The sequence below is a fragment of the Bacillus cereus group sp. BfR-BA-01492 genome, assembly GCF_022662815.1.
Classification (GTDB): Bacteria; Bacillota; Bacilli; order Bacillales; family Bacillaceae_G; genus Bacillus_A; species Bacillus_A cereus_BD.
On sequence record NZ_JAKUEH010000003.1, the window covers coordinates 280,453 to 301,046 of the forward strand.

A 20,594-nucleotide genomic window follows, 5' to 3' on the forward strand; every position below is an offset into this window, starting at 1 on the left:
TTGGAAATTCTATTGTCTCATAAACCGTTATCTACTCTCTACTGCACCTTGTTCAATTTTAAATTTTGCTTCTTTATAATTTCGTATCTCTTTTCTAGACTTTTTATCCTTAAATTGGACAATAGAAACAGTATGTTCCCCTACCTTCAATAATTCTCCTTCTAAATTAACAAAAGTAGAAAACACTTTCGTTACTTCTTCTTTTGCAATAAATTTCTTATCCACATATATATAAGCCGTTTCATTTTCGTTCAACCCTTTTAACTCCAATTGAATTTGAGCTAAATTGAGCTTAGGATCTACTTTTAAAATTGGGATTTGATTTTCCCCTTGTTGTTCACCATTCGTAATTAATTGCATACTAGCTTCCCCAGTTTCTTTTACTCCTTTAGGAAAAGTTATTTCTTTCACTTCTCTATCTTCTTGTTTATTGATTTCCTGCTTAACCATATCTTCCTTACTACTTGAACATCCTGTGCTAAGTAATAAACAAGCTATCCCTATTCCAACTAGATATTTGTTCATTCCTTCTCTCTCCTTAACAAAATATCTTCATTACATAACACTTATATGTATACGTTATCATTTCATCGTTAAATTTTTCCAATGAATCCCCCTTATCCATTCTCTAATAATTTTATATTTAACACTATCATGATAGTGTTAAATATAAAAAAATTGAACAAATTAGTTAATTATTGTAAAATTGTAAATGTAAAATTATGTGATTAACTCTTCCTCATGCACATCCATTAGGTTATATTGTTTCTTAAAAAAATTCAACCCTTTTTTTTACATATTTGGAAATAAGTTAATAATTTATATTGATAAATATTTTATTTATAAAGCCTTATTTTTATTAAAATACTCATTTTAAATCCCTTTAAATCAACATTTATTCATTATGACGTACACTAAAAAAGAAATAAAAGAATCTAAATCTTTCAAAAATAAGTTTGATTTTTTTTCCAAAATGTTATAAGGTAATTTGCGTGTTAATTTTGACACCAAACATACTAAAGGAGGATTTCTTATGAGGGAACCATACAAAAAAAGAAATGGTAGGAGAGTTATTACATCGCTATTATGTTTATCTGTATTAACAACACCTATCGTTTCAGAAGCTGCAACGGAACAAACTAACAATTCTAAGATTACTAGTAAGGAACAAATAGGTCATATGATCTTACAAGTAACGCCAAGTAATCCAACCCCGATGCCTGGTGAAACGATTACATATCGCTATAAACTTACAAATGCCACAAATAAAGTCATTAAAGATGTGTGGATTGCAGATTGGAATGTGAATATGTTACAAGGCCGTTTCGATTTAGATAATGATAACGCTTTCGGACCAGGGGAAACCATTACTATGACGAAAAAATTCACTGTACCAAAAGATGTTACGGAGGGACAAACGCTTCGTAGTTTAGCTACCGTGTATGGTGTGATTGACGGTGAAAAAATAACAACTCAAGCAAAAACATTTATTACAGTTGATGTAGTACAACCAGAAATTTCGCTAAAGGTTTCAACAAATAAAGAGGTTGTAACACCCGGCGAGACTATCATATACACTTATCATATAAAAAACACAGGCAATCGTAATTTGACTAACGTTTGGGGAGCAGACTGGCATCTTGGCATGTACCAAGAATATGCGGATATTGGTCCTGATAAAATTTTAATACCTGGAGAAGAAGTTACAGTTCAAAAAGAATTTACTGTACCAGAAGATGAGGAAGATCAGAAGCTTATTTATAGTGTTGCCTCTTATTATGGCTACTATGGAGATACCGTGGTGAAGCAAGATGCACGAATTGGTATTACAGTAAGCCACGAACTCATCAATAAAGCAACCAAAGGAGTGAATCGTTTATTTACTGATGAAGGTCATTCCACATTACATGCAAATATTACTCAGCGTGACATTGATGCGGCAGCGAAACTTATATTAAGTTTACCTGAAGCAAAGCATAAACAACAATTACAGCAAGAATTGGAAAAAGCGCAAAATCTATTAAATCATCTCAATAACGCAACAAGTATCGTCCATGGACTTTTTGGCGATGAATCTCATTCCAATCTTCACAACGAAACAACACAGAAAGAGATTGATGCAGCAAAAGAAAAAGTGTCACAACTTCCTGATAACAACAATAAAACAGAACTATTAAACGAGATTAAAAAAGCGCAACAATTGCTCAATAATCGGGAAGCAACACAATTAAAAAATGCGCAACAAGCGGTTAATGCTCTATTCAGCGATGATAAACACACTATATTAAATGACTCTCTTACTGAAAAAGAAATCAACGCAGCTAAGCAAAAAGTGGAACTTGTATCAAATTCACCTGAAAAAGAAGTATTACAAAAAGAAATTGAACGAGCTGAACATCTATTAAATATATTAAACGAGACTCGTAAAAACGTAGATGCTCTATTTACTGATCGTTTCCATACAGCATTAAAAGAGAGTATCACTCAAGTTGATATTCATAATGTGAAAATAAAAGTTGACCAACTTTCTAGCAACAATGATAAGCAAACTTTAATAAAAGAAATTGAAAAAGCACAAAATTTATTCAATGCTACTCAAACTTTAAAATTACAAAATGCTCAAAAAGCAATTAACGATTTGTTCACGGCCAATGATCACAATACGTTAAAAGCTAATATTACACAAGCTGATATTGATGCCTCCAAAGCGAAAGTTGATCAACTTCCTGATACCGAAGATAAAACAAATCTATTAAATGAAATTAAAAAGGCTCAACAACTCTTTTCTGAATTACAAAAAGCACAAGAATTACTAGAGTCGCTATTTACAAATGGTATCGGAACTCCTGTCAAACAAGGCATTACACAAACAGATATTGATAAAGTACGTACAGATTTAAAGAAACTTCCTGATAGCCCTGGACGTACAAAATTATTAAGTAGAGTTCCTAGAAACTTCTCTAATATTACATGGTATGCAAAACCATTTGGTAATAAAAACGTTACTGACTCACAAAAAATTACAGTTACTAAATTATATAAAAATACTCAACATGCTCCATTTATAGACTTCGATTTTGATTGTTCTTTAAAAGGGGCACAAGTTACTGTTTCAAACCGTGATGTTCTAGACCCTATCATCTATCCTGATTATGCTGAAGCGGGTAATCTGAATATGAAAATCATGAATCGAGGTACAACAAAGGTAACAATTAGCTCCGCTGATGGATTGTATTTTAAAGAAATTACGGTCAAAGTGATATAAGTAATGATCATCTTTCATACTATATACCGTCTCTCAGGTATATAAAAATAAGATTTATAACGAATAAAAAATCTAGTCAATATAACAACTGACTAGATTTTTTATTCGTCATCATATCAGTTTCTTTTTTTAAAACTATATTTCAAACTTACTCTTACCTAATATATAATGATGAATTTTTATTATATCATATTCTTTATACCTATCAAGATATAAAATAAAGAAATAGCATCCAAATGAATATTATTTTAATGAATTGTTGTCTCTACTGACTGGCTTCCTCGAACACATTCTCTTTGAAATACACAGTTTGCACATTTTGAATGGAATGAAGCCTTCATATAGTTTCTCGGGTCTACTATCATTTCCCTCATTATCTTTAAATACTCTATTCCTTCTATTATATCTTTGTCTTTTGGGACATATTCATACCTAGTTCCTTCTATTAAATTAACAATCTCAATTTTCTCTGGTAATATACCAAAAGCCTTATAACAAAATACAGTTGTTAGTTTCTGACAAAGAGCAAGCATTTCTTCATTTCCATCCACAACATACTTTTTTATGACAAAAGATTGAGAAGACCATTCACCAACTTCAAAGATTAAAGAAATATGGATACCTAGTTCTTCCATATACATTTGAATTTTTTCATATAAAAATAAAGGTGGTGTTTTACTTTCCTCTGCTTTCACAAACTGTAACAAATGATCTGTCAATTTTGCCAACACAATATAATATTCTATTTTAGAAGAAAACATAGAAGTTTTTACTTTATGCCAATGTTTCTCCAATAGTTCTAGCAACAAGATTTCTGTTTGTTTCTCCTTTGACGCCAAGTAATATTCATGAACAATTTGATTTACGATCATTTGGACGATTTGTTGCCATTCAAGTGAAGAAGGTTCTCTCCTTTTTATATGACGAAAATAAAATTTATGGGGACAACGCATAAATTCATATAAGTGATAATCTGTCATCATCTTAATTGAGATTTTCCTTTGCAACTGCTCTTCATCTCCCTCTCGCCATTAAGAAAAATGTTTTATAAAATCGACACCAAATTGAAGACACTTTTCTATATCCTCATCTTCTGGCGTTAACTCTACTTTTAATCCCTCTAACACAACTTCAGCACCGCGTTCTTGTAATTTTTCTATTAAAATATCGACAGCTGCACCATATTTCGGATAAGCAGAGTCACAAGAACCAAATACAGCCGCTTTTTTTCCCGTTAAATGAATTTTATCCATTTCGTCATAGAAATCTAAAAAATCATCTGGAAGCTCACCATCTCCCCAAGTATATGCCCCTAAAAGAATACCATCGTATTCTTCTAATATAGAAGCTTCTGGTGTAGTCATAATATCGATGACTTCAATTTCATTCCCTGTTTCACGAATTGCTCCAGCAATGTGATCTGCCATTTCTTCTGTATTGCCACTCATACTTGCAAAAATCATTACGAACTTACTCAATTGAATCTCTCCTTCGTTCATGTACTACTTTTTCTATGTGATTCGTTTCCGTTCCATATATTTTTCTGCATTCACTAAAATTGATAATCATTATCATTTATACTATTAGGTTAATTGATAACGATTATCAAAGTCAATGACTATTTTCAAAAAAATAATGAAAAGGTACAAGCTTGTCCTCTAAAAGTTCATATACTATGAATGAGCATAGTTCTTTCTCAGCCCTCTCTAACGGAAAGAAATAAAAGCAACTGCGATTTTTGCAGTTGCCTTTTTTTATTCCGCTATTTGAAAGCAGTAACAACCCGATTGGTGAGAAACCTCCCCACTGATGAAAATTTCACTTTATATCAACACTCGACTTCTAATAGTTTCATTATCGCTTCTAAAAATAGCATCGCACCATAAATAAGTGCCGACTCATCTACATCAAAGTTCGGATGATGATGTGGATAACAGGTCTTCTTTGTTTCATTTCCAGTCCCTAGTTTAAAGAAACAGCCCGGAGCTTTTCTTAAATAAGCAGAAAAATCTTCTCCTCCCATAGAAGGAGCTAGTTGTATAATGCTGTCACTTCCCAATAACACTCGAGCACTTTCTTCGACGACTTTTGTAATGTCTACATCGTTAATAACAGGATCATATCCATAGCGATATGTATATTCATATGTAGCGCCATGTGCTTCTGTAACACCCTTTACAATTTGTTTAATTTTTTCTTCTGCTTCTTTTCTAACATTTTGCTGAAAAGACCGTACCGTTCCCATTAAAAATGCTGTATTAGGAATAATATTATCCGCTGTTCCACCATGAAATTGTGTAACAGAGACAACTCTTTGTTCAAAAGCACCTGTATTTCTCGAAACAATATGTTGTAAATTCGTAATGATTTGTGCTCCTACTGCTATCGGATCAATTGTTTCTTCAGGTCTGGCCGCATGACCGCCTCTTCCCTTCACCTCAATTGTAAATACATCTGGCGCTGCCATCATTGGTCCATATACGATTCCAATCTTACCACTCTCTAACCCAGACATGACATGCAGACCTATAATACAATCTACTCCATCCATAACCCCAGCCTTTACCATCTCTCGACCACCACCAGGATAAACCTCTTCTGCATGTTGAAAGAATAGCCGAATCTCACCATCCCATTCCTCCTCCACTTTTGCAATCGCCTCTGCTACTCCTAATAAAATAGCTGTATGTGCATCGTGACCACATGCATGCATAACGTCTGAAACGAATGATCTATACGATTTTTCATTCTCTTCTTGAATTGGTAACGCATCTATATCTGCTCGAATAGCGACAACTTTTCCGCGTTTCTTACCCTTTTTCTTTGCCATCACACTATATTTTGTTGGTCTTGTTACTTCAAAAGCGGAAAAGGAACACAATATATCATAGATAAACTGAGAAGTTTGTTTTTCATGGAATGAAAGTTCAGGAAACTGATGAAGATGGCGACGCCACTTGATTATATTTTTCTCTGAGATAAGCTTTTGCCATTTTATCATTCTATCATTCATTCCTCATAACCTCCTTCTAATCGTTCGTCCTCTATTTCAATATATTTGTTTTTAAAGGCAGTCTTTCAGGATTTCTACGTTTTACATGACAAATCAATTACAAATTTATGATGATTGTAATATAATTAGTAAGTTGGGGATTTTCTTTTTTAGTATTTAGTGCTACTATCAGAAAAGAGCCTTTTATCTTATTTTTACCTAAAATGTGGAATTTTGTTTTTTTCACAATTATGTAGGACATGCTACCTACATAGAGTTATCATTTTATAAGAGAGGGAAAGACATGGAAAGATTAAAAGAGATATGGTCTCGACCACTCACACAATGGTTTACAAAAACCTTTTATTACCTTGCAATTTTATTTGCATTACTTTGGTTGTATGGCTTTCATGATACAAACACAAGTACATTTATTTACAATGAATTTTAGGGTGGGAAGAACGTTATGAAGTTATTAGAACAAATCGAAAAGTGGGCGACAGAAACGCCTGATCAAACCGCTTTCGTTTGGCGAGATGCAAAGATTACGTACAAACAGTTAAAAGAAGATTCTGATGCATTAGCACATTGGATCTCATCTGAATATCCAGATGATCGTTCACCAATTATGGTGTATGGCCATATGCAACCTGAAATGATTATCAGCTTCTTAGGTTGTGTAAAAGCCGGACACGCTTATATTCCTGTTGATTTATCTATTCCGGCTGACCGTGTACTACGTATTGCGGAAAGTTCTGGTGCGAAACTTCTTTTATCAGCAGCAGAATTAACTGTAACTGACTTACCAGTTCGCACTATATCTCAAAACAACTTACAAGACATTTTCTTTACACATAAAGGGAAAATTCCAAACCCTGAACATGCAGTAAAAGATGATGAGAACTTCTATATTATTTACACATCAGGAAGCACAGGTAATCCAAAAGGTGTACAAATTACGCATAACTGTCTTGTTAGTTTTACAAAATGGGCGATCCAAGATTTCAACTTACAAACAGGACAAGTATTCTTAAACCAAGCACCTTTCTCATTTGACTTATCTGTAATGGATATTTACCCATCATTAGTAACAGGTGGTACACTATGGACAATCGATAAAGATATGATTGCACGTCCAAAAGATTTATTTGCATCATTAAAACAATCGAACATTCAAGTATGGACTTCGACACCATCTTTTGCAGAAATGTGTTTAATGGAAGCTTCTTTCTCTGAAAGTATGCTACCAAACATGAAAACATTCTTATTCTGCGGGGAAGTATTACCAAATGAGGTTGCGAAAAAATTAATGGAACGTTTTCCAAAAGCAACAATTATGAATACGTATGGTCCTACAGAAGCTACTGTTGCTGTAACAAGTATTCCTGTTACGCAAGAAGTTATTGATACGTATCAATCCCTTCCAGTTGGCTATTGTAAATCCGACTGCCGTCTTCTTATTATGAAAGAAGATGGAACGATTGCATCAGATGGGGAAAAAGGTGAAATCGTAATTGTTGGCCCAAGCGTAAGCGTTGGTTATTTAGGAAGCCCTGAATTAACAGAAAAGTCATTTACTATGATTGACGGCGAGCGCGCCTATAAAACAGGCGATGCTGGCTATGTAGAAAACGGTCTTCTATTCTATAATGGTCGTCTTGATTTCCAAATTAAGCTTCATGGGTATCGAATGGAATTAGAAGAAATTGAGCATCATCTTCGTGCATGTTCTTACGTAGAAGGAGCAGTTATTGTTCCAATTAAAAAAGGTGAGAAATATGATTATTTATTAGCGGTTGTTGTTCCTGGAGAGCATTCGTTTGAAAAGGAATTTAAATTAACATCTGCAATTAAAAAAGAACTCAATGAGCGATTACCAAACTATATGATTCCACGTAAATTCATGTATCAATCTTCTATTCCAATGACACCAAATGGAAAGGTAGATCGCAAAAAATTATTGAGTGAGGTTACAGCATGACCGCATATGGATCATTTTATTTTTTCGTGATAGTAGGCATTTTATTAATACCTACTATCATAGCTGGATTAAAAGGTAAAATGTTGCGTAAATATAATGCCGTTTTAACATTAATCATGATTGCTATTATCTTCTCGGATAAACCGAAGCAAGCGATTATGTTAGCCGCATTTATTATTTGGCAATATGCCCTGATTAAAGGCTATTTACTTTTAAGAAAACAAAATAATAGTACATTCATGTTTTGTATAGCTATTATTTTATCGATTTTGCCACTTATCTTGGCAAAAATTGCACCGTTTGTACCTGAATTGCATTTTATTGTTTTCGCAGGTATGTCTTACGTAACATTTAGGGCTGTACAAATTGTCTTTGAAGTTCGTGATAATTTAATTAAAGAACTTTCCTTCTTTAATTTCTGGGAATTCGTTTTATTCTTCCCTGCGATTTCAAGTGGACCTATCGATCGTTATCGTAGATTCCAAAAAGATATCCAAAAGCCACCTAGTGCTGAGGAATATCAAAATTTACTATATACAGGGCTTAACCGTATTTTCCAAGGCTTTCTGTATAAGTTTATAATTGCGCACTTGATAACAACATATCTTGTAAAAGCAGTATTCGCCAATCAAGATACACTTTTATCTAATGTGATTTTTATGTACGCTACTAGCATGCAGTTATTCTTTGACTTTGCAGGTTATAGTGCGTTCGTAATTGGTATCAGTTATATGATGGGAATTAAAACTCCTGAAAACTTTAATAAACCATTCCTTAGTCGTAACATTAAAGACTTTTGGAATCGCTGGCACATGAGTTTATCGTTCTGGTTCCGTGACTTTATCTATATGCGCTTTGTCTTTTTTGCAACGAAGAAAAAGTTATTGAAAAATAGATATACGATTTCATATATCGGCGCATTTTTAAACTTTTTCATTATGGGGATATGGCACATTACTGGTGAGCATGTATATCAATATATTATTTACGGCCTTTATCATGCTGCTTTATTTATCTTGTTTGATATTTTCGAACGAAAAAACAAGAAGCATAAATTTTGGCCAAATAATAAATGGATGCATATCCTTGCGGTTGTCATTACATTCCACTTTGTATGTTTCGGTTTCCTAATCTTCTCTGGTCACCTAAACAGATACTTTTAATGCATCACTTCTTATTTCATTAAGAAGTTCGCATATATAATACATTTCGGATATAAAGGAGATTTTTTAAAATGGCAGAATTTAAAGAACAAGTATTAGATATTTTAGAAGAAGTATGTGAAAACGATATTGTGAAAGAAAATCTAGATGTTCAATTATTTGAAGAAGGTATTCTTGATTCTTTCGCTGTCGTATCTTTATTAGTAGAATTCCAAGAGCGCTTAGGTATTGAAGTTTCTATTTCTGATTTCGACCGTGATGAGTGGGCAACACCAAATATGGTTATTAAGAAATTGGAAGAAATCCGATGAACAAAGCAAAATTTGGACCGATGCTTCTAGCATTGGCCCTTTTTGCTGTATTCTTACTTATTCCAACACGCTTTCTACTTCCACTTGTCAGTGATGAGAAAGTAGAACGAGCTGCTACTTCTTTACAAGAAGAAAAAATTCAAAGTATGATTTTACAGCAAAAAATGTTAGAAGACCCGAAATATCTTCCGATGTATGGTTCATCGGAGTTTGCTCGAATGGATGCTTTCCATCCATCCAATTACTTTAAAGTAAAACCAGAAGGATTTACACCATTCCTTCTTGGACGAGGTGGAACACAGAACCTTGTACATGTATTAAACTTTGCATCTACAATGGATCAATTAAAAGATAAAAAAATGGTCTTTGTTCTTTCACCTCAATGGTTTGTCCCACACGGTATTGACGAAACGCATTTTGCACCTAACTTTTCTAAGCAACAAGGATATCATTTCATTTTCAACAATGATTTAAAACCGGAAATGAAACAACAAATTGCAAAGCGTTTGCTAAACTTTGAAATTGTAAAGAAAGAAACATTGTTGAAAACTTCTTTAGAAGGTATTGTTTATGATGATACAGAGCATAAAATAAAAGCAATGGCTGTAAAACCTTTTGCTTATCTGTATCGCAATATTTTAGATCGTAAAGATTTATTTACAGCACTGTTTCATATTAAAACACCAAAAGAAAAGCTTGATCCATCATTGAAACAAATGAACTGGGAAGAAGCGCGTAAATATGCAGATGAAACTGGTAAAATGGAATCACAATCGAATGAATATGGTATCGAAGATCATTATTTCAATAAAAAAATTAAAAAGAAATTGAAACAACGTCAAGGATACTTAAAACATGATGCTTATGATCAATCTCCAGAGTATGAAGATTTACAAACTGTACTTGACTTATTAAAGCAAACAGGTGCAAAACCAATCTTCATTTCTGTTCCTGTCAAAGGGACTTGGTACGATTACGCTGGATTCCCGAAAGAACGCCGCGAATTGTACTACAAAAAAGTTCATGAGCAAATTAAGAAAGCTGGATATCCAATTGCCGACTTCTCAAATCATGAATATGATACGTTTTTCCTAAAAGATCATATGCACTTAGGTTGGAAAGGCTGGGTTTACATCGACGAGGCCATCCAACAATTTTATAAAACAAACTAAGAAAAAGACCGCTTGAATTACTCAAGTGGTCTTTTTCTATATACATTTTCTAATTGTTCAATGGCGTTCTCCGCTTCTGTCATAACTCGCTCTACTACGTGCTTAGCTGATTCTATTCGTGCTAATGATGATGCTTGTCCTGCCCAAAGCGACATATATTCTTTCTTATTTCGTTTCGCTGCTTCTTGGCGTATTTTAGAAGTTAATACGTTTTGCACTGGATACATTGGGAGTCTATCCTCTTTTCCTTCATGCTGTTCTATAAAAATATTCCGTATACCTCTTGCATATTTTCCAGAAAATGCTCTCGTAACAGTTGTACTCGTATCTGTACTTTGCAATATGGCCTCTTTATATACATCATGTGTAATGCTTTCTTCACTCGTTAAAAAGGCTGATCCCATTTGAACACCTTCTGCACCTAATGCCAACGCAGCAACAAACCCTTTCCCGTTCATTACACCACCTGCTGCGACAATCGGGATATGCGAGACTGCTGCTACTAACTGAGGTATTAACGCAAACGTACCAATCATAGCATCTTGTTCTTTACCGATAAACGTTCCTCTATGCCCTCCCGCTTCACTTCCTTGTCCAACAATAATATCTACTCCTAATTCCGCAAGCACCTTCGCTTCGCTTACATGAGTAGCTGTTCCAATTACTTTTATTCCTTCTCGTTTTAAAGCATCTATCTCTTCTTGTTCTAACGTTTGAAACGCAAAGCTAACGACTGGTACCTTTTCTTCTACTAGCACTTGTAATTGTTCTTTATAACTTTTTGGAAGCTTTAATACCTCTTCTTCCTCTATACCTAACTCTCTATTCATTCCATTAAGTAAGACTTTCGCCTCATTTACCTTCTCTTTTTCTACTTGTATCTCTTTCGTTAAAAGTAAATTAACACCGAAAGGCTTATGAGTTAACTGCCTTATTTTATAAATCGCTTCACGAATTTTTTCTGGGCTCATATAGCCGGCTCCAAGCGTGCCTAATCCTCCGCTATTACTGACCGCTGCCACAAGTTCTGGCGTCGTAATCGCACCTGCCATACCTGCTTGAATGATAGGATACTTAATTTGTAATATGTCTGTAACTCGACTTGTAAACATCATTTTCCCTCCTATTCTCCTTATATCTTCTTTATTTGACAAGCTTTCCCCTTCTTTTACAAGGATTGAATTTCATACGAAGCGAATATATTGAAAGAGAAGGAGGCTGAAAACAATGATATATCCAAATGCGTTAAAACAAGGTGATACAGTAATGATTATTGCACCGTCTGGCCCACCAACACTTGAAAATGTATTAAAAGGTGTGAACGTATTACAAGAGATGAGCTTATCCGTAATAATTGGAAAGAGTGTTTATGAGAAGTATGGGTATTTAGCTGGAAGTGATCAAGTTCGTCTTGATGATATACATGAGGCCTTTACAAATAATGAAGTAAAGGCAATTTTCTGTGCACGAGGTGGTTACGGAAGTGCTCGTCTCCTCCCTCACATTCAATATGAACTCATTCAACAAAACCGAAAAATCTTTTGGGGATATAGCGATATTACAGCTTTACATATTGCTTTTTCACGCTATGCAAACCTCGTGACGTTCCATGGTCCGATGATTGAAGAATTAGGAAAAGGGATAGATTCTCTATCGCTTTCTTCTTTCAATCAGCTCTTCCATCCCTGTTCATCTATCTTGACGACATCAGAATGTATTGTACCAGCCCCTTCCTGCTTCACTACTGGAACACTCATTGGAGGGAATTTAACTGTGCTGACAAGTACACTTGGGTCACCATTTGAAATCGATACAGCAAATAAAATTGTATTGCTTGAAGATATTGGAGAAGAACCATATCGCATTGATCGCATGTTGAACCAACTCCATTTATCTGGAAAATTTAATAAATGCCGAGGCGTTATTTTTACAAGCTGTCATGACTGCATTCCTTCAAAACCATCTCAATCGTTACAAACGATATTATACGAATACTTTGCACCGCATCATATCCCAGTTCTATTTGGCTTACCAATTGGACACATTAGCCCTAATATTGGGATTCCCCTTGGGATTACGGTCACAATGAATACAAACAGAAATACAGTTTCTATCCCTTCCGGTATCGTGCCATTTACAAACTAAAAAAGAAAAGCCGAAATGGCTTTTCTTTTTTAATTGTAATACTGAAAGATGCGACCAGACACAATATCTGCGATTTCTTCAGGAATAAATGTTTTGCTTATTTCCGTGCCTACATTTAATACCGCCGTTGCGTCCTTATCCACACTTTCAAACAATTCTTTACCACGTATCGTAATAAGGGGCGTATCTTCTGGCAATACTTCTTTTACAAATTCCAATTGCGTAAAGAACGGAACAATCCATCTGCCCTCTCCTTGAAAATGGCGTAAACGCAACGTTCCTTCTTTTGCTGAATCCTCTGCTTCAATTGTACCAGCAACATAAAAGTGAGTCGTAAGTAACAGTTCATAAAATTCTTTTTGTTTTTGCTTATCATCCTCTGCTAAAACGAGTACGGTTTCTATTTTTTTCACTGGAATTTGCTCCATATACTGCCACCCCTATTTCTCAAAATAATTATACTTAAATTATACGAAATATTCTTATTTTTTTCTATATAATTATGCAATTATTTTCTCGAAATAACTTTAATACCTCTTTTGTCACCATAATCGTAGCAAATTCTTCATGTAAATTTACAAGTGTCATATTATGAATTGCCTCTGCACTATACTCTATACCGCCTGGCCCTGTCCGGTTGAATGTAGCTGTTGCATCGCTCACTACATACGTTATAAACCCTAAATTACTTGCCATTCGTGTTGTAGTCTCCACACAATGATTTGTCGTTAATCCTACAATCACTACCGTATTACATTTTTTCTCTCTTAATTGTTCTTCTAAATTTGTCCCAATGAACGCGCTATTAACAGATTTTTGAATAATCACTTCACCTGTTAATGGTTTCACTTCTTCTTTGAAGTTTACTGTTTCTGCATATTGATAAAACATCGACTGAACATTTTCTTTATTTATATGTTGAATATGAAAAATTGGTAGTTTCCTTTTTCTCCATTCTTCCAACAAACTTTTTATCCCGCATTAACGGGCAGTAAGACTCCCACCTCAAGATTCAGAGAGAAGCAAGGAAGATAGGTGGGAGATTAACTGCCCGTAACAGCCCGATTGGTGAGGGCTCATAATCAGTGGGGGATGAAGAAAACCCCCACTGATTAAAGTTTCACTTTATATTTTCTTCAGCAAAAAGATGATTTCTCTCGCCCCAGTATGGTAATTGAAACGCCTTTTGTACATCAATTATGATAAGCGCTATTTGATTCATCATCATTTTCCCCTTCGGTTGGTTGTAATTGAAATACAAAACCAAGTTGCTGCGACGCAGTAATAAAACAAATATACGCACAAAGCTCTACCATTTCTTTTTCCGTCCAATATTGTTTTAATACATGAAACATAGTATCATCTATCGCCTTTCGATCATGAACAAATGTATGTGCAAAAGTAACTGCTACACTAATTTCTTCCACCTTTTGCATATCATCAGGTCTTCCCTTTGCCATGCAGTACGGACATTCATTCCCATACGCTAATGTTCTTCTTACTTGCTCCTTCAACTCTGGCGAAAGATTTCCTGTATGATATAGTGTCTTCTCTAACGCATTCCATGAATGTAATATATCTGGATTATGACCTAATAACTTTTGAAATTTCGTATCTCCTACATTTGATAATGCAATTCTCTCCATCACTCTCTCCTCCTCTTTACACTTTTATTGTAAAATAGATAAGACGTTCTTTACATTTCATATGAATCTTAATTTATATGTTTTCTTTACAAAAAATATAAATTTGCTGGAGGTATATTTACAAATGCCATTAGACCGTGTGGATCGTAAAATTTTAAATGAATTATATAATGATAGTCGCCTTTCAATGCGAGAGCTGTCAAAACGTGTGAATTTATCCGCACCCTCGACAACAGAACGTGTTCGTAAATTAGAAAGTGAGGGGGTAATTCGAAAATATACAATCGATATCGACTATAAAAAAGCTGGCCTCGTTTTAGATTGTATTTTAGAAATTACTTTAAAAAATGGTGATACAACACGTATGCAACAATTTATTCAGTCTTATCCATCAGCAAGCTTTTGTTATCGAGTAACAGGCAGCCTCTGTTATATCGTGAAAATTTCTGTTCCTTCCTTAGTTGAACTTGAGGAATTTATTAATGATGTCTCTTCCTATGCAACAACTGTTTCTCATATTGTCTTATCAGAAGTTGCACTAACGCCTGATATGGAACATGTTTTCCCAGAAGAATAAAAATTAATTTTTATTCAAAATGACCTTAAAAACCCCTTACAAAAAGAATAAAAATGTTTTATTATGTATTAAAATACATAAAGTTCAAGAAAGGGGTATCGTTTTGAAAATTTGGTTTTATGAAAAAACAGCGCAGGAAGATGACTTGCTTGGCATTTGGGATAATGTTCCTACCATTCCCCGCATTGGGGAAAAAGTAGAGATTTTAAAAACAATTCGTACCGTTACAGATATTAAATACGTAAAAAAAGGAAATAATTTCCATGTAGAAATTGTTATTCATTAAAAAAGTAGCCTTCCTTTCATCGGAGGGCTACTTTTTACTTTGCTCAGCTTTTTTAATAATCATTTGATCATTCTCTACCGTTATTGTTACCTCATCATTTTCTTCTAACTTAATCCGATTGACAACTTCATCCGGTAATTCTACAGCCATCAATCGCTCCGTTATAATAACTTGACTATATATTTCATTTCGCGGCGTTATTTCTGTTCTCTTTTCTTCATTGATGAAACGAAGAGGCGGCACTCCTGTCTCCTTTATATTTCGCCAATTCTTCCGAATAAAAGGTACAAACCATAATAAACTAATCAAAATAAAAATCGCTCCAGCCCATAAGTTTCCTGCTCCTTGTAATGCACTAGCAGAAATCGTATCGTCTGTTCCTTCTCCCCCTATTAATTGCATAATCGTTACAATACAATTATTTAAAGCATGCACGGCAATGTTCATCCATATATTTTGTGTCTTAATATACAAAAGGCACATGATGATTCCAAATAAGAAAGCGCCTACAATATCAAAATGACCTAGCCCAAAAATAAGAGATGAAATGATTACAGCTCGTTTAATCCCCCACTTTACTGTCATACGTTGTAAGAAAAAACCTCGAAAAATCACTTCTTCCATAATTGGTGCAAATATACATGCCGAAATAAAGCTAAATATCGTTGTGAACACATTGTTCGTATCAATTACACTAGTATCATTCAATATATCTACAATAAAATTCGGGACAAGATGTGCTAGTATGTAAAATTGAATAAATGATACACCAAAAGAAAAAATCATTCCCATTGCTGTTGCAATCAAAATTAATTTCCAATTCATTTTTGATGTTTTATCAAAAAAACTAGTAAATACAATATTATTTTTTTGTGTTTTTATATAGAGCCATAATAATGGAAATATAAAAAACACTGTCGTTTGCATGAAGACATCTTCAATTGTTTCTGAAACTCCTATCACCGTTAATGGTACTACTGTAACAATCATTCCTAAAATCATCCATGCAAAAAAACTACGAAGTCTTATATGTGAAAATGCGTATTGAATAAAAAACACCCCCAAGATGATATATCCATAAAATTCTTCCTATTTTGCTCAGTTCATTTGTTACTACATTTCAATGAAACTATGTAATAAAAATTCCTCTTTACAAGATAATGCCAAATGTCGCGTTTTATACTTTCATTTTATAAAACATCTTAACGTGTTGAAAATAAGAAAAATGTTTTATACGAATTTCTTTGAAAATATGATACCATCTATCCTTAAATCTATTACATTATGAAACGTATATTTGTAGAAATAAATTCATGCGTACTTCTATAATCACAATCATTTTCCAGACCATTATAATTTCTTTATAAGTATTGTATCCATCTTAATTGCCATTAAGAAAATCACTACAAGACGATATACAATAAGGAAACAGAACAAATTTATTAATAAATCCTCCGCTCATTGCGGAGGATTTATCATTTATAGTACATCACGTTTTTGGAATAAGGCACTTGACACAATCAGTAATATAGCAAAGTATGTGATAACGATTAATAATGATGTTGTAAAAGTAAATCCAGCAAATGGAGGTTTCATTCCAGCGTTAATGAGTTCATTACTATCGTATACACTTAAATCTAAATGAGAAAAAACAGAGAACTTTGCTACACCTTTTGCCAAAATCATTAATACCGTATTAATTGTTCCTTCTAAGAAAAAAATAAATAGGGACATAACTAATGATAATACAGATTTTCTAAAAATATTTGCTAAACAAAAAGCTAATGTTATAAAGAATAACAATGATACTATCTCATACATAAACTTCTTCATTAATACAGCAACTGTTAGTCCCTCTTTTTCTCCACCAAAAACAACCATTCCAATTAATACGGAAATCATGAAAGTAATAAATGATATAACTGTTATAACTAATGCAATTGTTATATATTTTGAAAATAAAACTGTAACTCGCTTTCTTGGACGAATCAGCAACTGTTTAATTGTTCCTTTTTGAAATTCTTCTGTAATAGAACGAGTTGCCAAGGTGATTCCAAAAATTGTTACAATAAGAAATATCAAACTCAACATTGTATTTGTAAATGAACCGTATCCAGAAATTTGCAACTCAGCCGGTGCCCATTGTTTCATACCGATCGCTATTATAATTTCTAATCCAACTAATATTCCCATTAAAAAATATATACCTTTTTTCGCATGTAATTTTAAATATTCATTTTGGATTAATTTTACCATTATGCCTTCACTCCTCCTGTAATTGATAAAAACTTATCTTCTAGTGTTTTATTTTGTACTGTAACACCATATACAAGAATATCATGATGAACAAGTTGTTTCACAATTTGCGGAATTTTAGTCTTTGTTACAGAAGCAACAATAATATTTTCTTGCACCTTGCCTTGAATGATTTCATTTCCACATTCGATTTGATCTACTTCAAACATTACGACAACAGTTTCATCATGCTTTGCTTGCTCATGTAAGTTATACGCTTGTACAAATTGACCATTCTTAATAATGACAACGCGATCACACATTAATTCAATCTCACTTAATAAATGGCTCGATACAATGACAGCTATATTTTTTTCTTTCGCTAATTTTTGTAAATAATCACGAATTTCATGAATACCAGCTGGGTCTAATCCGTTTGTCGGTTCATCTAAAATAAGAACTTTCGGATTGTGAAGCAGTGCTTGAGCAATTCCTAGACGCTGCTTCATACCAAGTGAATATGTTTTTACCTTTTTATGAATCGCATGCTCTAGTTCAACTAGCTTCACAATTTCAGCGATGCGCTCTTTACCAATTGGTGTAACAGCCATATTAGCAAAATGCTTTAAATTTTGCATACCTGTCATATAATCATATAATTCTGGGTTTTCAACAATCGCTCCAATGTGTTCTAACGCCTTCTCACGTTCTGTCCGAATACTATGACCGCAAATCATAATATCCCCTTCTGTCATAGCAATAAGACCTGTCATCATGCGAATTGTTGTCGTTTTCCCGCTTCCGTTCGGCCCAAGAAATCCATATACCTCTCCCGCTTCCACTTCAAATGAAAGACCGCGAATAATTTCATTTCCACCAATCTTTTTATAAACATTTTCTAATTTGACTACTACATTTCCCAATGATTGTTCCTCCTTTAGACTTCTAGTTTGTTGTTGATGATGTAGACTGTTGCGTACATACATACTAAACTTATCATGCAAGCAAAACTAATATTGTATATATTAATAGTTGTTCCTGTATACATACCCATTTCTAATCCTTCACCGCTTAAATAAATTACTTTTTTTGTGAATTCATATGTTGTCGTTACTTTCCCTAAACCTGCATACATTCCTTTAAAGATTGCATTTAAAATAAGAAAGGAAACAATGATGAAGAAGAATTGCAGCTTCCTCTTTTTAATTAACCATTTCATTAGTACGATTAAAAATAATATTTGAACCATAATACTTTCTATTTTCAGCATTTCTATAAAAGAATTCAAAAACCATTCCATTCTTGTCATATCTTTTACTTCATTCAATAGTTGAAACAATGTCGAACCCGGTATTGCCAAAATCTCCAAAATATATAATAGACAATCAGCTACAACTTCCCATGCTATCATCACTGCAAATAAGAATAAAACCATTCCCCATACTATTTTCCCCCCGGAAACCCCACTTAAACGAATCAGTGGATTTTTTAAAAGTTTTGAGAAGGTAGCTACCGTTTGTATAAAGGAAAGCAACATACCAAATATATATAACATTACTATAATAAAAAAGAGTTCCATTTGCTTTTTATCAGATGTACCACTTAACTGTACATTCATTTGTGCACATAATATAGCCATGACAAATATAAATATAAAAAATGAAATAATAAACCTCTTTCTATTACAATTCCACATATAATGTAGTAATCCGCTCACCTACTAAACACCTCCTTAAACAACCCAGTCACCGCTTTCCCTTTTTGAAAACGAAGTTCTTCTACATTTTCATGAAGCACAATTTCTCCATCCTTTAAAAAGAGAACTTCATCAAAAATATTTTCAATTTCACCAATTAAATGTGTCGAAATGATAATTGTACAATCTTCTCGATAAAACTGTAAAATAAGCTCTAATACATGCTCTCGTGATATTGGATCTATCCCACCAAGCGGTTCATCTAATATGTAAAGCTTTGCTTTTCTAGAAAATGTTAAAATGAGCTGTAGCTTTTCAACCATTCCTTTTGATAAAGCTGTAATTCTCTCTTCTAACGGTATTTTGAATGCAACAATTGTATCTACCGATTTTTGTATATCAAAATCTTGATAGAAATCACGATAGAAAAATATTGCATCTTTTACAGTCATCCACTCATCAAATACAGGATAATCTGGCATAAATGAAACAACCTTTTTCGTATCTAATCCTATTTTCTTTCCTGCAATTGTAATATTTCCTTCTGAAGGATGTTGTAAACCAGCCATCATTTTTAATAGCGTTGTTTTTCCGCTTCCATTATTCCCAACAAGACCAATGATTTTTCCTTCTGTAATCTCCAAATTCACATTCCGAATCACGGTCTTTAAACCATACCTCTTCCATAGGTTTTTGATCGCAAGTAAATTCGTCATCCTTTCTCCTCCCTTTTTTCTTCTAATGAAGAACGAAGGATAGAGAGGATTTCATCTCCAGAAAACCCTAAATGATCCATTCCATTTATGAAAGAATCCAGCAGTTCTTTGGCCATCTCTTTACGCAATTCCATAATTTTCTCTCCTTCGCTCGTTACATATCGTCCCATTCCCCTACGAGTTATGACAATACCCTCTCGCTCTAACTCCTGAAAGGTTCGCTGAATTGTGTTTGGATTCACCTGTAACTCGCTTGCTAGTTCACGAACAGAGGGAATTTTATCACCAAGTGATAAGTGACCAGTTGCAATCTCTTTTTTTATGTATTCCATCACTTGAATATAAATTGGTATGTTTGGAGAAAACTCGATTTTCATTTCTCCCCTCCTTTTGTATCAGTGTACTAGTT

At 33.8% G+C, this 20,594-nt stretch carries 23 protein-coding genes; 9 read left to right on the forward strand and 14 right to left on the reverse strand.

Features of this window, described 5'->3' with window-relative positions; genetic code table 11:
* Window positions 1–27 precede the first annotated feature (27 nt).
* The gene (locus MR063_RS06665) at window positions 28–525 is read right to left on the reverse strand and encodes a hypothetical protein (RefSeq protein WP_242195448.1); all 498 of its coding nucleotides are present in this window, start codon (window positions 523–525) and stop codon (window positions 28–30) included.
* Window positions 526–1,033: 508 nt separating this feature from the next.
* Between MR063_RS06665 and MR063_RS06670 the strand changes: the two genes are divergently transcribed.
* Entirely contained in the window at window positions 1,034–3,265 is a 2,232-nt protein-coding gene (locus tag MR063_RS06670; RefSeq protein ID WP_242195451.1) for a toxin Cry1Ac domain D-VI-related protein, read from the forward strand.
* 248 nt (window positions 3,266–3,513) lie between these two features.
* Here the strand turns inward: MR063_RS06670 and MR063_RS06675 are convergent, their stop codons facing one another.
* The 3 genes from MR063_RS06675 to MR063_RS06685 form a co-directional block, all read right to left on the reverse strand.
* Entirely contained in the window at window positions 3,514–4,272 is a 759-nt protein-coding gene (locus tag MR063_RS06675) for a hypothetical protein (RefSeq protein ID WP_242195454.1), read from the reverse strand.
* A gap of 24 nt (window positions 4,273–4,296) precedes the next feature.
* Complete coding sequence (locus MR063_RS06680; protein ID WP_242195456.1) at window positions 4,297–4,743, reverse strand: flavodoxin; 447 nt, start codon at window positions 4,741–4,743, stop codon at window positions 4,297–4,299.
* A gap of 350 nt (window positions 4,744–5,093) precedes the next feature.
* On the reverse strand, window positions 5,094–6,278 hold the full coding sequence (locus tag MR063_RS06685; RefSeq protein WP_242195459.1) for a M20 metallopeptidase family protein: 1,185 nt from the start codon (window positions 6,276–6,278) through the stop codon (window positions 5,094–5,096).
* Between the two features lie 283 nt (window positions 6,279–6,561).
* On the opposite strand from MR063_RS06685, the gene MR063_RS06690 reads away from it, so the two are divergent.
* From MR063_RS06690 to dltD, 5 genes are all read left to right on the forward strand, one after another.
* Window positions 6,562–6,708: a teichoic acid D-Ala incorporation-associated protein DltX gene (locus MR063_RS06690; protein ID WP_140388401.1), complete on the forward strand. Its 147-nt coding sequence runs from the start codon at window positions 6,562–6,564 to the stop codon at window positions 6,706–6,708.
* Window positions 6,709–6,723: 15 nt separating this feature from the next.
* Window positions 6,724–8,238: a D-alanine--poly(phosphoribitol) ligase subunit DltA gene (gene dltA / locus MR063_RS06695; protein WP_242195465.1), complete on the forward strand. Its 1,515-nt coding sequence runs from the start codon at window positions 6,724–6,726 to the stop codon at window positions 8,236–8,238.
* The gene (gene dltB, locus MR063_RS06700) at window positions 8,235–9,401 is read left to right on the forward strand and encodes a D-alanyl-lipoteichoic acid biosynthesis protein DltB (RefSeq protein ID WP_242195468.1); all 1,167 of its coding nucleotides are present in this window, start codon (window positions 8,235–8,237) and stop codon (window positions 9,399–9,401) included. The genes dltA and dltB overlap by 4 nt, the downstream gene beginning before the upstream one ends.
* Before the next feature lie 71 nt (window positions 9,402–9,472).
* Entirely contained in the window at window positions 9,473–9,712 is a 240-nt protein-coding gene (gene dltC, locus MR063_RS06705; RefSeq protein ID WP_011984169.1) for a D-alanine--poly(phosphoribitol) ligase subunit DltC, read from the forward strand.
* A complete protein-coding gene (gene dltD, locus MR063_RS06710) occupies window positions 9,709–10,884 on the forward strand; it encodes a D-alanyl-lipoteichoic acid biosynthesis protein DltD (RefSeq protein ID WP_242195471.1) in 1,176 nt (391 codons plus the stop codon). Before dltC ends, dltD begins: the two co-directional genes overlap by 4 nt.
* 17 nt (window positions 10,885–10,901) lie before the next feature.
* Here the strand turns inward: dltD and MR063_RS06715 are convergent, their stop codons facing one another.
* A complete protein-coding gene (locus MR063_RS06715; protein WP_242195474.1) occupies window positions 10,902–12,038 on the reverse strand; it encodes an NAD(P)H-dependent flavin oxidoreductase in 1,137 nt (378 codons plus the stop codon).
* A gap of 73 nt (window positions 12,039–12,111) precedes the next feature.
* Between MR063_RS06715 and MR063_RS06720 the strand changes: the two genes are divergently transcribed.
* Complete coding sequence (locus MR063_RS06720) at window positions 12,112–13,029, forward strand: S66 peptidase family protein (protein ID WP_242195476.1); 918 nt, start codon at window positions 12,112–12,114, stop codon at window positions 13,027–13,029.
* Window positions 13,030–13,058: 29 nt separating this feature from the next.
* Here MR063_RS06720 and MR063_RS06725 read toward each other — a convergent pair whose 3' ends face one another.
* The 3 genes from MR063_RS06725 to MR063_RS06740 all read right to left on the reverse strand — a co-directional run bounded on the left by MR063_RS06725 (window position 13,059) and on the right by MR063_RS06740 (window position 14,675).
* A complete protein-coding gene (locus MR063_RS06725; protein ID WP_242195479.1) occupies window positions 13,059–13,457 on the reverse strand; it encodes an SseB family protein in 399 nt (132 codons plus the stop codon).
* A 64-nt stretch (window positions 13,458–13,521) separates the two neighbouring features.
* Window positions 13,522–14,004, reverse strand: coding sequence for an isochorismatase family protein (locus MR063_RS06730; protein WP_242195636.1), 483 nt, complete (start codon window positions 14,002–14,004; stop codon window positions 13,522–13,524).
* 218 nt (window positions 14,005–14,222) lie between these two features.
* Window positions 14,223–14,675, reverse strand: a complete 453-nt coding sequence (locus MR063_RS06740; RefSeq protein ID WP_242195482.1) for a carboxymuconolactone decarboxylase family protein — start codon at window positions 14,673–14,675, stop codon at window positions 14,223–14,225.
* A gap of 124 nt (window positions 14,676–14,799) precedes the next feature.
* Here MR063_RS06740 and MR063_RS06745 point away from each other — a divergent pair, with 124 nt between their 5' ends.
* Entirely contained in the window at window positions 14,800–15,252 is a 453-nt protein-coding gene (locus MR063_RS06745; RefSeq protein ID WP_242142522.1) for an Lrp/AsnC family transcriptional regulator, read from the forward strand.
* 103 nt (window positions 15,253–15,355) lie between these two features.
* Window positions 15,356–15,538, forward strand: coding sequence for a DUF3913 family protein (locus tag MR063_RS06750; protein WP_242142521.1), 183 nt, complete (start codon window positions 15,356–15,358; stop codon window positions 15,536–15,538).
* Between the two features lie 27 nt (window positions 15,539–15,565).
* Here the strand turns inward: MR063_RS06750 and MR063_RS06755 are convergent, their stop codons facing one another.
* The 6 genes from MR063_RS06755 to MR063_RS06780 form a co-directional block, all read right to left on the reverse strand.
* Window positions 15,566–16,588, reverse strand: a complete 1,023-nt coding sequence (locus MR063_RS06755; RefSeq protein ID WP_242195640.1) for a CPBP family glutamic-type intramembrane protease — start codon at window positions 16,586–16,588, stop codon at window positions 15,566–15,568.
* Window positions 16,589–17,017: 429 nt separating this feature from the next.
* Window positions 17,018–17,794 (reverse strand): ABC transporter permease, encoded by a 777-nt coding sequence (locus MR063_RS06760; RefSeq protein ID WP_242195485.1) that lies wholly within the window; start codon window positions 17,792–17,794, stop codon window positions 17,018–17,020.
* The gene (locus MR063_RS06765; protein WP_242195487.1) at window positions 17,794–18,696 is read right to left on the reverse strand and encodes an ABC transporter ATP-binding protein; all 903 of its coding nucleotides are present in this window, start codon (window positions 18,694–18,696) and stop codon (window positions 17,794–17,796) included. Before MR063_RS06765 ends, MR063_RS06760 begins: the two co-directional genes overlap by 1 nt.
* A gap of 14 nt (window positions 18,697–18,710) precedes the next feature.
* The gene (locus tag MR063_RS06770) at window positions 18,711–19,490 is read right to left on the reverse strand and encodes a hypothetical protein (RefSeq protein ID WP_242195490.1); all 780 of its coding nucleotides are present in this window, start codon (window positions 19,488–19,490) and stop codon (window positions 18,711–18,713) included.
* Entirely contained in the window at window positions 19,487–20,185 is a 699-nt protein-coding gene (locus MR063_RS06775) for an ABC transporter ATP-binding protein (RefSeq protein ID WP_242195493.1), read from the reverse strand. The genes MR063_RS06770 and MR063_RS06775 overlap by 4 nt, the downstream gene beginning before the upstream one ends.
* Window positions 20,182–20,562 carry a GntR family transcriptional regulator gene (locus tag MR063_RS06780; protein WP_242195496.1) on the reverse strand — a complete coding sequence of 127 codons (381 nt, stop codon included), beginning with the start codon at window positions 20,560–20,562 and terminating at the stop codon, window positions 20,182–20,184. The genes MR063_RS06775 and MR063_RS06780 overlap by 4 nt, the downstream gene beginning before the upstream one ends.
* Window positions 20,563–20,594: the final 32 nt, after the last annotated feature.

Coding starts and splice junctions, on each gene's coding strand:
- MR063_RS06665 (WP_242195448.1), bottom strand. CDS start 525: ATGAACAAATATCTAGTTGGAATAGGGATAGCTTGTTTATTACTTAGC.
- MR063_RS06670 (WP_242195451.1), top strand. CDS start 1,034: ATGAGGGAACCATACAAAAAAAGAAATGGTAGGAGAGTTATTACATCG.
- MR063_RS06685 (WP_242195459.1), bottom strand. CDS start 6,278: ATGAATGATAGAATGATAAAATGGCAAAAGCTTATCTCAGAGAAAAAT.
- MR063_RS06690 (WP_140388401.1), top strand. CDS start 6,562: ATGGAAAGATTAAAAGAGATATGGTCTCGACCACTCACACAATGGTTT.
- dltA (WP_242195465.1), top strand. CDS start 6,724: ATGAAGTTATTAGAACAAATCGAAAAGTGGGCGACAGAAACGCCTGAT.
- dltB (WP_242195468.1), top strand. CDS start 8,235: ATGACCGCATATGGATCATTTTATTTTTTCGTGATAGTAGGCATTTTA.
- dltC (WP_011984169.1), top strand. CDS start 9,473: ATGGCAGAATTTAAAGAACAAGTATTAGATATTTTAGAAGAAGTATGT.
- dltD (WP_242195471.1), top strand. CDS start 9,709: ATGAACAAAGCAAAATTTGGACCGATGCTTCTAGCATTGGCCCTTTTT.
- MR063_RS06720 (WP_242195476.1), top strand. CDS start 12,112: ATGATATATCCAAATGCGTTAAAACAAGGTGATACAGTAATGATTATT.
- MR063_RS06725 (WP_242195479.1), bottom strand. CDS start 13,457: ATGGAGCAAATTCCAGTGAAAAAAATAGAAACCGTACTCGTTTTAGCA.
- MR063_RS06740 (WP_242195482.1), bottom strand. CDS start 14,675: ATGGAGAGAATTGCATTATCAAATGTAGGAGATACGAAATTTCAAAAG.
- MR063_RS06745 (WP_242142522.1), top strand. CDS start 14,800: ATGCCATTAGACCGTGTGGATCGTAAAATTTTAAATGAATTATATAAT.
- MR063_RS06760 (WP_242195485.1), bottom strand. CDS start 17,794: ATGGTAAAATTAATCCAAAATGAATATTTAAAATTACATGCGAAAAAA.
- MR063_RS06775 (WP_242195493.1), bottom strand. CDS start 20,185: ATGACGAATTTACTTGCGATCAAAAACCTATGGAAGAGGTATGGTTTA.
- MR063_RS06780 (WP_242195496.1), bottom strand. CDS start 20,562: ATGAAAATCGAGTTTTCTCCAAACATACCAATTTATATTCAAGTGATG.